General features: G+C 60.3%; 17 protein-coding genes, 1 tRNA gene and 1 other RNA gene. 15 read left to right on the forward strand and 4 right to left on the reverse strand.

Annotation, left to right across the window (positions count from 1 at the left end; all coding sequences use genetic code 11):
* The first annotated feature begins 422 nt into the window (after positions 1-422).
* The 6 genes from EB809_RS10580 (at position 423) to hemH (ending at position 5,109) form a co-directional block, all read left to right on the forward strand.
* Entirely contained in the window at positions 423-743 is a 321-nt protein-coding gene (locus tag EB809_RS10580) for an ArsR/SmtB family transcription factor (RefSeq protein ID WP_123634788.1), read from the forward strand.
* A complete protein-coding gene (locus EB809_RS10585; RefSeq protein WP_190294870.1) occupies positions 743-1,180 on the forward strand; it encodes a YeeE/YedE family protein in 438 nt (145 codons plus the stop codon). The genes EB809_RS10580 and EB809_RS10585 overlap by 1 nt, the downstream gene beginning before the upstream one ends.
* Positions 1,180-1,623 carry a YeeE/YedE family protein gene (locus tag EB809_RS10590; RefSeq protein WP_123634790.1) on the forward strand — a complete coding sequence of 148 codons (444 nt, stop codon included), beginning with the start codon at positions 1,180-1,182 and terminating at the stop codon, positions 1,621-1,623. The genes EB809_RS10585 and EB809_RS10590 overlap by 1 nt, the downstream gene beginning before the upstream one ends.
* Before the next feature lie 89 nt (positions 1,624-1,712).
* The gene (locus EB809_RS10595) at positions 1,713-2,147 is read left to right on the forward strand and encodes a TIGR01244 family sulfur transferase (RefSeq protein ID WP_123634791.1); all 435 of its coding nucleotides are present in this window, start codon (positions 1,713-1,715) and stop codon (positions 2,145-2,147) included.
* 17 nt (positions 2,148-2,164) lie between these two features.
* Entirely contained in the window at positions 2,165-3,943 is a 1,779-nt protein-coding gene (locus EB809_RS10600; protein ID WP_123634792.1) for a SulP family inorganic anion transporter, read from the forward strand.
* A gap of 74 nt (positions 3,944-4,017) precedes the next feature.
* The gene (gene hemH, locus EB809_RS10605) at positions 4,018-5,109 is read left to right on the forward strand and encodes a ferrochelatase (RefSeq protein WP_123634793.1); all 1,092 of its coding nucleotides are present in this window, start codon (positions 4,018-4,020) and stop codon (positions 5,107-5,109) included.
* A 63-nt stretch (positions 5,110-5,172) separates the two neighbouring features.
* On the opposite strand, the gene EB809_RS10610 is transcribed toward hemH, so the two are convergent.
* Positions 5,173-5,526, reverse strand: coding sequence for a hypothetical protein (locus tag EB809_RS10610; RefSeq protein WP_123634794.1), 354 nt, complete (start codon positions 5,524-5,526; stop codon positions 5,173-5,175).
* Positions 5,527-5,947: 421 nt separating this feature from the next.
* Here EB809_RS10610 and gabT point away from each other — a divergent pair, with 421 nt between their 5' ends.
* The 6 genes from gabT to EB809_RS10640 all read left to right on the forward strand — a co-directional run bounded on the left by gabT (position 5,948) and on the right by EB809_RS10640 (position 10,200).
* Positions 5,948-7,228, forward strand: a complete 1,281-nt coding sequence (gene gabT / locus EB809_RS10615) for a 4-aminobutyrate--2-oxoglutarate transaminase (protein ID WP_123634795.1) — start codon at positions 5,948-5,950, stop codon at positions 7,226-7,228.
* A 171-nt stretch (positions 7,229-7,399) separates the two neighbouring features.
* On the forward strand, positions 7,400-8,137 hold the full coding sequence (locus EB809_RS10620; RefSeq protein WP_123634796.1) for a 5-oxoprolinase subunit PxpA: 738 nt from the start codon (positions 7,400-7,402) through the stop codon (positions 8,135-8,137).
* On the forward strand, positions 8,137-8,814 hold the full coding sequence (gene pxpB / locus EB809_RS10625; protein WP_123634822.1) for a 5-oxoprolinase subunit PxpB: 678 nt from the start codon (positions 8,137-8,139) through the stop codon (positions 8,812-8,814). The genes EB809_RS10620 and pxpB overlap by 1 nt, the downstream gene beginning before the upstream one ends.
* Positions 8,811-9,761, forward strand: a complete 951-nt coding sequence (locus EB809_RS10630) for a biotin-dependent carboxyltransferase family protein (RefSeq protein WP_123634797.1) — start codon at positions 8,811-8,813, stop codon at positions 9,759-9,761. The genes pxpB and EB809_RS10630 overlap by 4 nt, the downstream gene beginning before the upstream one ends.
* Before the next feature lie 174 nt (positions 9,762-9,935).
* Positions 9,936-10,026 (forward strand) — tRNA-Ser (locus EB809_RS10635).
* Between the two features lie 29 nt (positions 10,027-10,055).
* Positions 10,056-10,200, forward strand: a non-coding RNA gene (locus EB809_RS10640) — RtT sRNA.
* A gap of 387 nt (positions 10,201-10,587) precedes the next feature.
* Here the strand turns inward: EB809_RS10640 and EB809_RS10645 are convergent.
* On the reverse strand, positions 10,588-11,421 hold the full coding sequence (locus EB809_RS10645; RefSeq protein ID WP_123634798.1) for a CheR family methyltransferase: 834 nt from the start codon (positions 11,419-11,421) through the stop codon (positions 10,588-10,590).
* 37 nt (positions 11,422-11,458) lie between these two features.
* Complete coding sequence (locus tag EB809_RS10650) at positions 11,459-12,391, reverse strand: chemotaxis protein CheV (protein WP_123634799.1); 933 nt, start codon at positions 12,389-12,391, stop codon at positions 11,459-11,461.
* Between the two features lie 213 nt (positions 12,392-12,604).
* On the opposite strand from EB809_RS10650, the gene flgA reads away from it, so the two are divergent.
* From flgA to EB809_RS10665, 3 genes are all read left to right on the forward strand, one after another.
* Positions 12,605-13,309, forward strand: a complete 705-nt coding sequence (flgA, locus tag EB809_RS10655) for a flagellar basal body P-ring formation chaperone FlgA (protein WP_123634800.1) — start codon at positions 12,605-12,607, stop codon at positions 13,307-13,309.
* 133 nt (positions 13,310-13,442) lie between these two features.
* Entirely contained in the window at positions 13,443-13,769 is a 327-nt protein-coding gene (gene flgM, locus EB809_RS10660; RefSeq protein ID WP_123634801.1) for a flagellar biosynthesis anti-sigma factor FlgM, read from the forward strand.
* Positions 13,770-13,776: 7 nt separating this feature from the next.
* Positions 13,777-14,247: a flagella synthesis protein FlgN gene (locus tag EB809_RS10665; RefSeq protein ID WP_123634802.1), complete on the forward strand. Its 471-nt coding sequence runs from the start codon at positions 13,777-13,779 to the stop codon at positions 14,245-14,247.
* A gap of 104 nt (positions 14,248-14,351) precedes the next feature.
* Here EB809_RS10665 and EB809_RS10670 read toward each other — a convergent pair whose 3' ends face one another.
* On the reverse strand, positions 14,352-15,089 hold the full coding sequence (locus EB809_RS10670) for a pilus assembly protein PilB (protein WP_123634803.1): 738 nt from the start codon (positions 15,087-15,089) through the stop codon (positions 14,352-14,354).
* Positions 15,090-15,345 lie beyond the last annotated feature (256 nt).

Genomic DNA, 15,345 nt, shown 5'->3' on the forward strand with positions numbered 1-15,345 from the left:
TGTATTACATCCACCGGTCAGAATCAGGCCCCGTAATCCGGTAAATCAGCGGAATTAAAAGACCCTCCCCAGAACCCTTCCCCAATGAGACGATCCTCTGGAAAGCCGCGCCAGCAAAGGTCTTCCGGGACGCTATAAGAGTTATTTCGTTAGAAGAAAATAGTTTCAACTGAAGCGTTCAAAAACTTGAGATGTTCAAAATATAAACAATACTGAATGGACCGGTATCCCTGCTGATGCCGGTTTGTCTGGAAGTCTTTCATGGATACTACTCGCACGCCTCTGCCCGGCCTCCCGTGCCGGGCTTTTTTATGCCCGGGATCTGCCTTTTTCAATTCACCGTTGCCAAGTCAATCTATCATTATATAATATATTTAAATGTTATTTAATTCCGAACCAATGATACCGGAGATTTCAGGGTCATGAGTGAGCCGGCCATCGACATCCATGAAATGCGGGCTTCTGCCGACCGCGCCAGCCAGTTCCTGCGCAGTATTGCCAATGCCGACCGACTGATGCTGCTGTGCCAGCTCAGCCAGGGTGAGCTGGGCGTCAGCGATCTGGAGGCCGCCACCGGCATTCGCCAGCCTTCCCTGTCCCAGCAGTTGGGCATTTTGCGGCGGGAGGGACTGATTGCGCCCCGCAAGCTGGGCAAGCAGGTGTTCTACCGGATCGACGATCCCAAAGTGTTGGTGATGGTTCAGCAGCTCTATGATCTGTTCTGTACAGAGGAGACCGTGTGATGACGATCGACTGGACACACTTCACACCGATGACCGCCCTCACAGGCGGTATAATGATCGGCCTCGCGGCCGTTATACTCATTCTCGTCAACGGGCGCATAGCCGGCATCAGCGGCATATTGGGCGGACTGCTCACCCCCTCAAAAGGTGAGAATACCTGGCGAGTCGCCTTCCTGCTCGGAATGGTGTCGGCACCCCTGATCTGGGTGGTCGTTGCAGCCCTGCCAGCCATCGAAATCGATACCTCGACGCCGCTGCTGGTGATTGCAGGACTGCTGGTAGGTTTCGGCACCCGGATGGGATCCGGCTGCACCAGTGGCCATGGGGTGTGCGGCCTGTCGCGCCTGTCACCTCGCTCGCTGGTGGCCACCGCGCTGTTCATGGCCATGGGCTTTGTCACCGTCTATATCGTGCGCCACGTGCTGGGAGGTGTGTGATGCGAACCCTGTTATTTGCCTTTATTTCGGGATTGATTTTCGGTGTTGGCCTGCTGGTCTCGGGCATGGCGAATCCCGCCAAGGTCTTTGGTTTCCTGGATCTGGCCGGAGTCTGGGACCCCTCGCTGGCGCTGGTCATGGTCGGCGCGATCCTGGTCGGTCTGTTCGGTTTTACCGCAGCCCGTCGGCGCACCACCAGTCTGCTGGGACACCCCATGCGACTGCCGGACAGCACCGTGATCGACCGCCGGCTGGTGATCGGCGCCCTGTTGTTCGGGGCCGGTTGGGGACTCGCCGGCTTCTGCCCGGGCCCGGCTATCGTGGCTCTGGGTGCCGGCCAGGCCAAGGCGGTTATTTTCGTCGCCGCCATGGTGGCCGGTATGATCCTGTTTCAGGTTTTCCAATCATGGGAGCAGCGTCAGCACACGGCTTTGGGGTCATAAATCGCGGCGTACAGTATCGCCCCGCTCATGTTACTCTCGCGGCATAAAACCGGACGCTGCGCCCGATTACCATTCAACAGGAGACTGCCATGGAATTGCACAAACTCGACGACGATCTGACGGTCGCTCCGCAGATTACGGTGGACGACGTGGCGGAAGCAGCCCGCGCCGGATTCAAGACACTGGTCTCAAATCGACCGGATAAAGAAGGTGACGACCAACCGGCCACGGACGCCATCGCCCAGGCCGCCCGCGAAAACGGCATGGAATGGGTTTACCTGCCGGTGCAATCCGGCAACATCACCGATGACGATGTGGCTCGTTTCGCGCCACTTCTGGAAACGGCCTCCAAGCCCATCCTCGCCTTCTGCCGCACGGGCACCCGCTGCTCAACGCTCTGGGCCCTGTCCCGAGCCCGTCAGGACAACATCGACCAGCTTCTGCAGACCGCCCGATCGGAAGGGTATGACCTTGGCGCGCAGCGTGAGCGGATGCTCCGCATCGCCGCCAAACGCAACGACTGATCGGGATCCGGGCGGTAATGAGAGAACGCCTCTCCGCAGTACTGCCGCCTATGGGCTGGCTGCGCGACTATCACCGCACCACGCTGGTCCAGGATCTGCTGGCCGCGTGCATCATGACCGTGCTGGTGATTCCCCAGTCGTTGGCCTATGCCCTGCTCGCCGGCCTGCCGGCCCAGGCGGGCCTATACGCGAGTCTCCTGCCGGTCATTGGTTACGCCCTGTTTGCCAGCAGCAGCGCCCTGGCGGTTGGCCCGGTGGCGCTGATCGCCTTGATGAGCGCCACCACCGTCGGTGATATCCAGGCCGCGGGTCTGGCCGACTTTGCCACCTGCTCTCTGGTACTGGCCCTGCTCTGCGGTGTCATCCTCTTCGTCATGGGTGTCGCACGCCTCGGGTTCATGGCCAACTTTATCAGCCACCCGGTGATCTCCGGTTTTATCTCCGGTTCGGCACTGATCATCATCCTCAGTCAGGTCGGAACCCTGCTGGGCATTCCCACCGAAGGCAGCACCTTACCCGCGTTACTCCGCTCAATCGGCGAACACGTGGGCCGGTTCAATGATCCGACGGCCATCCTCGGCATCGGCTCCGTCCTGTTCCTGCTGCTGGCCCGCCGATTCAGTCAGCGCCTGTTCTGTGCCATTGGCCTGCCTATCGGCGTGGCATCAACGCTGGCGCGCCTGGCCCCCATGCTGGTGGTGATCGCCACCGCCGCCGTGACGGCCTGGCGGCACCTCGACACCTCCGGCGTCCGCGTGATCGGCAACCTGCCGTCCGGGTTGCCCGGGCTGTCGCTGCCCGCGATTAACCTGCCCCTGGTGGAGGCCCTGGCGGTGCCGGCCATCCTGATCAGCCTGGTGATTTTTGTGGAGTCCACATCCATTGCGCATCGTATCGCCGCCCGCCGGGGTGAGCGGCTGGACGCCAACCAGGAACTGATGGGGCTGGGCGCGGCCAACCTGGCCGCCGCCGTATCGGGCGGGCTTGCCGTGGCCGGCGGCTTCTCCCGTTCGGTCGTTAACATCGAAGCCGGCGCCCGAACCCAGCTGGCCGGGGTATTCAGCGCCATAGGCATTGCCCTGGTCACGGTTTTCTTCACCGATCTGTTCCACTACCTGCCCAAGGCGACACTGGCCGCGATCATCATCGTGGCGGTGACCACGCTGGTCGATTTCAGGGCTATTGCCGACACCTGGCGCTATTCCCGCCAGGACGGCCTGGCCCTGCTGACCACGCTGCTGCTGACGCTCCTGGCGGGCGTCATTCCGGGCATTCTCGCCGGTGTCGCGCTGTCACTGATGCTGTACCTGTATCGGACCAGCCGGCCGCACGTGGCCGTGGTCGGCCGTATCCCGGGCACCGAACACTTTCGCAACCAGCAACGCTACGCCGTGGAAACACACCCGCTGATTGTGATCCTGAGGGTGGATGAAACCCTCTATTTTGCCAACGCCCGCTACCTGGATGACTGCGTCAGCGAACTGGTCAGCCAGCGCCCGGAAGCCACGGATTTCGTGTTGATGTGCACCGGCATCAATACCATCGACGCGTCGGCGCTGGAAACGCTGGAAGCCATCAACACCCGACTGCAAAGCGCCGGCATACAACTGCACCTGTCGGAGGTCAAGGGACCGGTGATGGATCGTCTGCGGCGAACCCGGTTTCTGCAAAACCTGTCCGGCGAGGTGTTCCTCAGCACCTTCGACGCCTGGCGAACACTGAGCGATAGACACCCGCTATCAACGCACGCCATTGACTCGTCCGGCGAAAAAGCTAATCCTTCCGGCGCACACTGACGTATCTGGAACGTCCGCCGCCGGATTGCGTCCAGCAGCTGCCATCCACTTGTGATTGTTGACGGAAACACACCATGCGTTACCAGGGTCCAACCGGATTCAAACATCAGCAACCCCAGAAAACCGGTATTCTGATCACCAACCTGGGCACACCGGACGCGCCGACGGCGCCAGCCCTGCGCCGATACCTGAGGGAGTTCCTGTCGGACCCCCGGGTGGTGGAATTTCCGCGCCTGCTGTGGTGGCTGATTCTCAACGGGGTCATTCTCCGGATTCGCCCAAAGCGGTCAGCAGCAGCCTACAGCAAGGTCTGGACCGCCGAGGGGTCGCCCTTGCTGATTCATACCGCCAACCAGTGCGAGATGCTCAGAGAGCGCCTGCAGGCGCGCTATGGCGACAACGTGGTGGTGGCCTTCGCCATGCGCTATGGCTCGCCGTCCGTTTCTTCGGTTTTGGAGCAGCTGCAACAGGCCGGTGTCCGCCAGCTGCTGGTTCTGCCACTCTACCCCCAGTATTCGGCATCCACTTCGGCGTCCACGTTCGACGCCATCAGCGCGGATTTCAGTCAGCGCCGCTGGCTGCCGGACTTCCGCTTTATCAGCCACTATCCGGACTATCCGCCCTACATCGAGGCGATGGCCCGTCACATCGAGGCCCATCGCGCCCAACACGGCGCTGGCGAGAAGCTGATTCTGTCCTATCACGGCATTCCCAAGCGCTACCTGCTCAACGGCGACCCGTATCACTGCGAGTGCCTGAAAACCTCCCGCTTACTGGCCGAGCGACTGGGACTGGGCGAACACGATTGCATGACGACATTCCAGTCCCGGTTCGGACGCGAGGAATGGCTCAGGCCTTATACGGATGAAACCCTCAAGGCACTGCCCGACCAGGGGATCAAATCCATCGACGTGTTCTGCCCGGGCTTCTCCGCCGACTGCCTGGAAACGATTGAAGAGATCGATGAGGAAAACCGAGGCTATTTCATGGACGCCGGCGGCGAGCGCTTCCAATACATTCCGGCGCTGAATGCCGAGGATGTGCACATCGATGCCCTGGAGCAACTCATTGAAGAAAACCTGAAAGGCTGGACTCTGCGCAGCCCGGGCACCAAAGCCCTGCGGGACCGGGCCCAACGGGCAAAAGCTTTGGGAGCCACCGAATAAACGGCTAGGCATCCACAAGAAACGGAAGCCCGCAGGCTTCCGTTTCCCTCTCAGTGTTGGCCGTTACGACACGGCATCCGGCAGTCGCCCGCGAGTGGCCAACTGCCCGCCGATCTCCCGCGACAGGGCCAACCCATCCACAACAAAGTACTGACTTTCCTGCAAACCGCATTGACGCAGGACAGCCGGCAGCGTCCGAAATTCGATCCGGAAAGCCAGCCGGGGAACAAACCGGTAGGTCTGCCCACGATAGCGCCAGGTGACCAGCGGGGCCAGGTGCTCCTGACCATTGGGATCGGTCTGGCGCTGGCCGACGACATCGTCCCGCCAGCTGATGTGCAGGTCGGTCACGCCGTAACGCGCCTCGAGTTGACGCTCTTCCGTCAAACCAATCACCCGGTTAATAGCCATGCTCATCGTTGAGCCTCCTTTGCGTGAAGCCTCTTGGCTTCGTATCAACAAGAAATCCAACTCATCTCGTTGTTGTCACGGATCATCCTGATCACGCTTTGTTGTCCTTCCCACTATATGGGCAACCGCGTCGACTTCACGCCGAAAGTGCCGCTATGGCCCGATATGACAGCGCTTCGACGGGATATGACCGGTTGATGGCCGGATCGCACGGATCAGAGTGGTCCGGATTCCACTCGGATACGAACAGAAATTTAGGCTCAGGGGGTGGCAAGACCGGGGGTTTAGCCTCTAAGTTATAAGCTGTAATGAAGAAAGGTCAGGATTAGGCTGTCATAGAGAGACCAGTCGCCCAGGAATGGGGAGTCCCATTCCATTTTCCATGAACGTGCCGGAATGTCGCGGCATGCCAATCAGGAGAACGCCTATGAACAACGCTGAACTGCAAGCCCTCAAGGAAAAGTACGTTGCGGCCGGAGCTGCCAGCCCGAACGATCAGTTCGCCGACCGGGCGAAGAATGCAGAAGTCTGGGATGCGGACGGCAAGCGAATGATCGACTTTGCCGGGGGTATCGGCGTTCTCAACATCGGCCATCGACACCCGAAAATCGTGGACGCCGTGAAGGCGCAGCTGGATAAGGTGATGCACACCTGCCAGACCGTCATGCCCTACGCCCCTTACGTCCAGCTGGCCGAAAAGCTGTGCAAGGTTTCACCGGTGACCGGGGATGCGGCCAAGGCCTGTATGTTCAACGCCGGTGCCGAAGCGTTGGAGAATGCCGTCAAGATTGCCCGGTGCGCCACCGGACGCCACGGCGTCATTTGCTTTGACGGCGGCTACCATGGCCGGACCCTGATGACCCTGGCCATGACCGGTAAGGTTCTGCCCTACAAACACGACTTCGGCCCCATGCCCGGCGGGGTTTTCCGCGCCCCCTTCCCGATTCCCTACCACGGCATCACCGAGGAAGACGCGCTGGATGCGCTTCACATGCTGTTCAAGACGGACATCCCGACCAAGGACGTCGCAGCGATTGTCGTTGAGGCGGTCCAGGGTGAAGGCGGCTTCTACATCGCACCGCCCAGCTTCCTGCAGGCGCTACGCAAGATCTGTGACGATCACGGCATCGCCCTGATCGTCGACGAAGTGCAGTCCGGCTTCGGCCGTACCGGCAAGATGTTCGCCATCGAGCACAGCAACGTGAAGCCGGACATCATGACCATGGCCAAGAGCATGGCGGACGGCATGCCCATTTCCGCCGTGGTCGGCAACGCCCGCATGATGGACGCCTCCGGCCCCAACAGCCTGGGCGGCACTTACAGCGGCAGCCCGCTGGCCTGTGCGTCGGCGCTGGCCGTGTTGGAAGTGTTTGAAGAGGAAAACATCCTCGAGAAAAGCGTGGTTCTGGGCAACAAGCTGGAAAAACGCTTCCTGCAATGGCAGGACAAGTTCAAACACGTCGACAACGTCCGCCACCTCGGGCCCATGGCCGCTTTCGAGCTGGTGACGGACAAAGCCTCGCGCACCCCGGAGCCGGAGATGACCGGCGCCCTGGTCAAGAAGTGCAAGGAAAAAGGACTGATCCTGCTCAACTGCGGCCTCTGGGGCAACTCGATCCGAGTGCTGATGCCCATCACCATCGAGGACGATGTGCTCGAAGAGGGCCTGGCGATCATGGAGGAGAGCCTGGCCGAACTGGAAGCTTGATGTCAGACGGGCGGGCACCTGCGGGTGTTCCGCCCAACACTCTCCTTCCTATCTCCGTCTTTGCTGCCCCCACCCGACGATCCCCGCCCGTTAAAATCCTGCGGCCAACATGGCTTTACCCCTTCATAGGGCCTGTTATCCTGAAGCTGTATCACCCCGAAGGAGACCACCTTGAAACTGAATTGCGACCTGGGCGAAAGCTTTGGCGCCTGGACCATGGGCAACGACGAGGCGGTCATGCCCCTGATCGACATGGCCAACATTGCCTGCGGTTTCCACGCGTCCGACCCCGACATCATGGTGAAAACGGTACGGTTGGCCGCCAGCCACGGTGTGATGATGGGTGCCCATCCGGCCTATGCCGACCTTCAGGGATTTGGGCGTCGTTCGATGCCCCACACGGCGGAGCAGATCCACGCCCTGATCTGGTACCAGGTCGGCGCGCTGGACGGCATCTGTCGGTCGGCGGGCCAACAGGTGGCCTACGTCAAACCCCATGGGGCGCTGAACAACGACATGATGAAGGACCCGGCCGTTCTTGAGGCCGTCCTGAAAGCCGTTCACGATTACAACCCGAGCCTGACGCTCATGATTCCCGCAACCCGAATGCACGGCGACCACCGGGCCCTGGCTGCGCAATACGGCGTCCCGCTCTGGCTCGAGGCCTTTGCTGACCGGGCTTACGATAACGACGGTCAACTGGTCTCGCGCCGGCAACCGGGTGCGGTCCATCACGAGGCCGCCACCATAGTGGCCCAGGCCCGCAGCTTCGCCGAACAGGGCGGTGTTCGAAGCATCGAAGGCCAGTGGCTCGATCTGCCTGCCGACAGCCTGTGCGTGCACGGCGACAACCCCGAATCCCTGGCCGCCGTGAAAGCGATACGCGAGGCGCTGGGAAAAGCCGCGTGATCATCGAGCCCGTCTCCGAAGACAGTATCCTGATCCGCTTTGGCGATACGCTGGATGAGCAGTTGACCCCGAGGATCCTGGCTGCGCAGCAAACGATCGCCGAACAACTCGGCGACTGGATCATCGATCAGGTTCCCGCCTACACCACGCTGCTTGTGGTTTACGATCTGCACAAGGTGGATTTCCGGCGGGTCATCCGTGCGATCGAGCTCATCCTGACGGCGACGGGTGAAGACACCTCAGAGCCCGCTACAACAGGCCGCCTGATTGAATTACCCGTCTATTATCACCCGGACGTGGGGCTGGACCTCGAAGCGCTGGCCGAACAGGCCGGACTGACCATTGACGACGTGATCCAGCGGCACACGGCAACGACCTATCGGGTGTTTGCCATGGGCTTTGCCCCCGGTTTCGGCTTCATGGGCACTGTCGACCCGTCGATTGCCACACCTCGCAAGAAAACACCACGCCAGCGTGTACCTGCCGGCAGCGTCGGCATCGCCAACCAGCAAACCGCCGTGTACCCATCCGTCTCACCGGGCGGCTGGAACATCATTGGCCGCTGCCCCACCCGACTGTTCTCACTGGACAGCCTGTCGCTGCTTCAGACGGGCGATCGAGTCTCCTTCACGTCGATATCCCGTGAAGACTTTCTTGCGCAAGGAGGCGTGCTGTGAGCGATTTGCGCATTCAAAGCACTGGCTTGCGGACCACCCTGCAGGATGAGGGACGACGACACGGGCAACATCTGGGGTTGGCCGTCGGTGGCGCCGCCGATCTGCACGCGTTTCGCTGGGCCAACAAGCTGCTGGATAATCCCCGTGGGAGCGCCTGCCTGGAAGTCCTGATGGGCGGGTTCAGTGCGGAAGCCACCGGCCCCATGAGCATCGCCGTCACCGGTGCCGCGGGCCGATTATCGATTAACGGCCGCCGCCAGTCGCTCTGGTGCACGCACGCCCTGCAGGCGGGCGACACCATCAGCCTGGAATCGCCAACCAGCGGTTTGCTCAACTACATCGCGGTGCGCGGCGGCTGGCTGGGCAAAGACCTCTGCCAAAGCCGCGCCATGACACCCCGGGAAGGCTTGCCCGGCTTAAGCGCCGTCGAGCCCGGCCAGTTGATCGAAGCGGCGTCCATGGACATCGCCCCGCACCGGCAGGTGCCTCAGACCTTCCTCCCGGATTACACCGCCCCGCTCATCCTGAACGTCATTCCGGGCTACCAGCACTCCGCGTTCAGCCACGATGCACGTCGTACGCTAACGACCACGCCCTACACCATCACCCAGCAAATTGACCGCATGGGTTACCGGTTATCGGGCACCGCCATCGACGTCCCGGAAATGACACTGCTCTCCGAAGGCATTGCCCTGGGCTCCATCCAGGTCCCTGCCGACGGCCAGCCCATCGTCCTGCTCAACGACCGGCAGACCATGGGTGGGTATCCCAAGATCGGGACAGTGGCGGCATTGGATTGCAGCCGGCTCTGTCAGCGCGGACCGGATACGGAAGTCCGTTTCCGGTTTGCGGAGCTGGCCAACGTGCAGTGTGAGCGAGTGGTGTTTGAGGCGTTTTTTGCGAGGACAACGTGGAACACCGACGGCAAGGCCCTCATTTGGCCGTGACGGCCCCGGGGAAAGGTCCGCCGCTTAGTTCATCAGACTGCCACCAAAAACTGATCAAAAAGCACACGCCTTGTTGTTTTTACACGAAAATACCGAAAGAGAGTTGCCAAATCTGAACAAAACCATTAGAGTTTGCGCCCTCAGATCGGCACAGCCCATCTGAAACAGTTTATTGGAGAGGTGGCCGAGTGGCTGAAGGCGCACGCCTGGAAAGTGTGTATACGTTAATAGCGTATCGAGGGTTCGAATCCCTCCCTCTCCGCCAATAAAAGAACCCGGCTTCAAGCCGGGTTTTTTATTGGCTGATTGGGTGGGTAGAAGAACCCTCGCGGGTTCGACCGGAGCAGGCGAACGCCTGCGGAGGAACGTCGGAGCGTATGCGACGACGGCCCCGAAGGGGTGAGGCGCAAAGCGCCGAATCATCCCTCCCTCTCCGCCAAATTTGAGGAAGCCCGGCAATGCCGGGCTTTTTTTATGGCGGATCGGTCGGCGACCGTCCGGCTCCCGCCCAGAGGCCGGGAGCGCTCGCAAGGTTGCGAACGATGTTCGCAATGAAAACCTCGCTCGCCCCTCTCCGCCAATAAAAGAACCCGGCTTTCGAGCCGGGTTTTTTATTGGCTGATTGGGTGGGTAGAAGAACCCTCGCGGGTTCGACCGGAGCAGGCGAATGCCTGCGGAGGAACGTTGGAGTTGGGGCTACAGCGACGACGGCCCCGGAGGGGTGAGGCGCAACGCGCCAAACCATCATGCCCACACCGCCAAACCTAAAAAGCCCGGTGAGAGACCGGGCTTTTATTCTGCATTACTCGCGTTCGACCAGAACCCCTTACCGCTTCTTGGCCCGATAGATAATCCCCGGCTGACACTGAACCATCTCATAATATTCCGGTAGCCCATTCAGGGATTCCGAAGCCCCCAGGATCAGGTAGCCACCCGGCACCAAGGCGCTGTGCATGCGGGTCAGGATGTCTTTCTTGAGGTCCGCGGAGAAATAGATCAGGACGTTGCGGCAGAACACCAGGTCGAATTTGCCCATGATGTAGCGGTCCAGGAGGTTCAGCTCCTTGAACTCGACCATGTTCTTGATCGCAGGCTTGATCTGCCAGCCGCCGGACGGCGAGGACGTGAAGTAGTTGCGTTGACGATCCGGCGAGAGGCCCCGGCCGATAGCGAGCATCTCGTACTCGCCCCGACGGGCTACTTCCAGGACGCTGCGGGAGATATCGGTCGCCACGATCCGTACATCTCCCCGCAGACGCCCCGGCTTCAGACGGCGAAACTCGTCGATCGCCATCGCGATGGAATAAGGCTCCTGCCCAGTGGAACAGGCAGCCGACCAGATCCGTAACGGCTGGTTGCCCTTCTGCTCCGCCAGTTCCGGCAGCAATCGCTCATTCAGGATGCGGAAGGGGTGGGTGTCGCGGAACCACAGTGTCTCGTTGGTGGTCATCGCATCGATTACCACCTCGCGCAATGGATCCCGGGGGCGCTGCAATTGCTTGATCAGGCCACCGAGCGTATCGAAGCCGTTCTCCTCAAGGATTTTCCGGAGGCGGCTCTTGACGAGGTATTGCTTGTTGTCGCCCAACAAAATCCCGCAGGCGTCCTGCAGGAATCCTTTGAATGCGTCGTATTCCTGGGGAGTAATCTCTGATTTCATGGGCCCTTGCAGCGATTCCGGTCCTTCTCGGCGCGGATCATAGTTGATCCAGCACTTCCATCACCCGCTCAGCGAGCTCGTCTGGGCTGAACTTCGCCATGAAGTCGTCAGCACCCACTTTCTGAACCATGGCCTTGTTAAACACACCGCTCAACGACGTATGCAGCATGATGTACAGCGAATTCAGCTGCGTGTTTTCCTTGCACCGCGTTACCAATGTGTAGCCGTCCATTTCCGGCATTTCCACGTCGGAAATCATCATGCACAGGTGATCGCTGATGTCGGAGCCGTCGGCCGTCAGCTCTTTGACGTAGTCCAGGGCCTGTTTGCCGTCGTTACGGGTGACCACCGCCAGTCCGATCGCGGTCAGGCAGCGCTCGACCTGGCGCCGCGCCACGCTGGAATCGTCAACGACCAGAACGGGACGGGTGGATGTCCGATCCGTTTCGGAGCTGCGGCCCACCAACTCTTCGCCCACATCCTCGCGCAACGGTGCCACCTCGGCCAGGATCTTTTCAACATCGATGATTTCGATCAGTTGATCGTCGATGCGGGCCACGGCGGTCAGGTAGACTTCGCGTCCGGCACCCTTCGGCGGCGGCGATACCTCTTCCCAGTTGAGGTTGACGATGCGGTCCACGCTGCCCACCAGGAAACCCTGGGTGCGCCGGTTGTATTCCGACATGATCACGAAGCTTTCGGCGAGGTTACTCGCAGGAATCTCCGGCAAACCGATCGCCAGACTCATGTCGATGATCGGAATGGTCTCCCCCCGAATGTGCGACACCCCCCGGACCACCGAACGGCTTTGCGGGATGGATGACAGCTTCGGGCACTGAAGGACTTCCTTCACCTTGAACACATTGATGCCGTAGACCTGACGGCCACGCAAGCGAAACAGTAGCAACTCCAGGCGATTCTGCCCGACCAGCTGCGTTCTCTGATTCACACTGTCCAATACGCCTGCCATAACGCTCTTACCTATCTTGCTTGTTATTCAGTTCCGCGTCCGAAGATGGCCGTTATCATCCATGCTGATCAAATCGGCACAGTTATTGCGACTTTTACCGAAAAGTGTCCGGCATCATCCGCCGGTGACGGAAAGTCGTCAATAGGCCATGGGGCTAGTTGATCGCAATCCTGCCCCTGGATTCAACCGTAAGCATAGGTCATACAGTCCAAAATGCGCATAGTCATTTTCCTCTTGTCCATTGGCATGGTGATCTCCTCACCCCTGAGCGCCGCCGAAAAAACGACGGCGGCCATGATCCGGCAAGCGGCGCAACAGTTTCTCGATCAATACGTCGCGGAACGCAAGGACGCCGGCCAGACGGCCACCTATAGCCTGGGGTCACTGGATTCGCGGCTGAACCTGGCCGCTTGCGACAACGGGCCGTCCGTCAGTTTCACCAGCGATCCGACAGAAACCACGCAGCCAACCCTGTCCGTATCCTGTGACGGCCAGCGCCCCTGGCGCCTTTACCTATCTGCGACGCTGGAGATTCGGGGCCCGGGGCTGGTCGCCGCCCGCCCGCTGAGCCGGGGCGAGCGCATTACCGGAGGCATGATTGCGACCCAGCCGGTTGTCATCAACTCCGTTCGCCGGGGGGCCATCACGCGACGTGAGGACCTGGTTGGACTGGAGGTCCGGCGCTCCGTGAATTCCGGCACGATTTTCACCCCGGACGTCGTCACCCAGCCCGATGCCGTGTCCCGGGGGGACCATGTTATTATCGTCGCCCGCAGTGGATCGATTGCCGTGCAGTCCCGAGGCAAGGCGCTGGGCGATGGGCGCGTGGGTGAACAGATCATGGTCCAGAACCTGCGTTCCGAGAAGACGTTGCGTGCGCAGGTCACGTCTCCGGGACACGTTGAAGTCCCGATGTAGGCAGGGCGGAAGAGGCTTGCCGATGTCCGGCAATGCCCTGCCGCAAAAATAATTGCCGTATTCGCTAAAGATTCACTAAAGCCGGTCGATACAAACTGTAACCGGTTTAACTCACTTATCCGCAGGTACCGTTATGACAGTTGACTTTAATGGAATTGGCCCCGGCCAGGTCAACTCCAAGACCACCTCCACGAATACCAGCAAGGCCAACACACAAACGCCGTCGACACCGACGCCGACCGAACAGGCTCGCACCCAGGGTTCACGCCCGGATAACGTCAGCCTGAGCAACCAGGCGCGTGATCTGAAGAAACTGGAAGAGCAGATGAGCAGCTATCCGGAAGTGGATGACGATCGCATCGAGCAGATCAAGTCTGCGCTGGCCGATGGCAGCTACAAGGTGGATGCAGAGAAAGTGGCCCAGAAAATGCTTGATATGGATAAAAGCATTTTTGGATGAGTAGATCATGGCCGCCATCGATGATTTGAAAGCATTGCTCCACAAAGACATCCAGCAACTCGAACAACTGGGCGGATTGCTGGCGTCAGAGAAACAACTGCTCAAGACCTCGGACATGGCAGGCCTCGAAGTCCTGACACGGGAAAAGAACCACCTGCTCAACGAGGTCCGCGAACGAGCCAAGCGCAAGATCCACGCGCTGGTTGCGATGGGCTTCAATCCCCGGCATGGCCAACCTTCCACCTTCATCCGGGCAGCCGGCGTTGAAGAGCTCACCCAGCTCTGGAACGAAGCCGAGAATCGCCTGAAGGCCTGCCAGCGTCTCAATCAGGTCAATGGCCGCATCATTGGCAATTTGCAACAGCGCCTCGGCCGTCTGACGGAAATCTTCCGGGGCTGTGCCGACCAGGCCAAACTCTACGGCGCCAAAGGGCAATCCACGGCCGTTAGCCACAAAACGGTATTGGCAAGCGCCTGACACGCCAACCTGTCAGCCACCGCATCGTTGACGGGATAAGCCAAGCATTCCGGGAAGGGAAAGACCGGGCTGGACAACAAACTCAGCACCGGGAACGGCCCTGCTTATGGCCGTGTATAGATCGTCATATGCGATTCTGGCGAGAAGCGAATGTTGTGCAGGCTGACATTCCCCATGGACGGCCCCTGGGTGCCGGACACCCGGATCTCGTTCATTTCCACGCTCTCAATACGCTCCGGCAGCGCCAGCCTCAAACCGCCATCGGCCAGAAGTTCCAGCCTCGGCTCATCGTCCCGGTAATGCACGCCGCTGATGGTCAGATCGGAGTCCAGGAAATTCAGCACCGGCACAAACGTGTGCGTGACCAGCTTCAGACCTTCAATCGCATCCGCTTTCTGCTCATCGCCGCGGGCCGCGTCATCCGGCATTTGGCCAACCCGTTCGATCCGCGCCAGCAGATCATCGGTCCCCTGCCCGGCAACACCACTCATCTCGGCATCGGTCAATGGACGGAAACCGCTGCTTTGCAGCATTTCATCGGACGTGATGGCGCCTTCGGCCTTCTCCGGTGTCGCTGATGCCAGCGTGACCACCGGCTGCAGCGGTAACGCCACCATCGCCACGACAGCGGCGGCACGCCGGTAGTGACGCTGCTGGCGCAAGGCCCGGGACAGATCCCGTTCGCTGACCCAACCGGCGGCCACCAGAACCTCACCGAGCAATGCGCCGGATGCACGCTGCTGTTCCAGCGCCTGTTCCAGTTGCGCTTCACTGATGTGACCGCGATTGACGAGGAGTCGCCCAAGTCGCGACTTTTCCTGATAACCCTGAGTGTTCTTCACCTGTTTCCTCCGTGTGGCTCGACGCGCATCAACGATCTGCGAAACCGCTCGCGATGCCGGCAAGTCTCAGGCCAGCCTGCCGACTCTCGCGTTCGCTGTATCAGCCCACGCAAAGCATGGATCGGGATTACGCACCTGTACAGAAACTGATCGAATCGATACGTAACGCCAGGTGAGCAAAGCGCGCCTGTTTGTTGTCATTGTTTTTATAACGCCGGGTCGGTAACCCATCACGCGCGTTTCGTGACAATCCGCG

The organism is Marinobacter sp. R17 (genome assembly GCF_003789045.1).
GTDB lineage: Bacteria > Pseudomonadota > Gammaproteobacteria > Pseudomonadales > Oleiphilaceae > Marinobacter_A > Marinobacter_A mangrovi.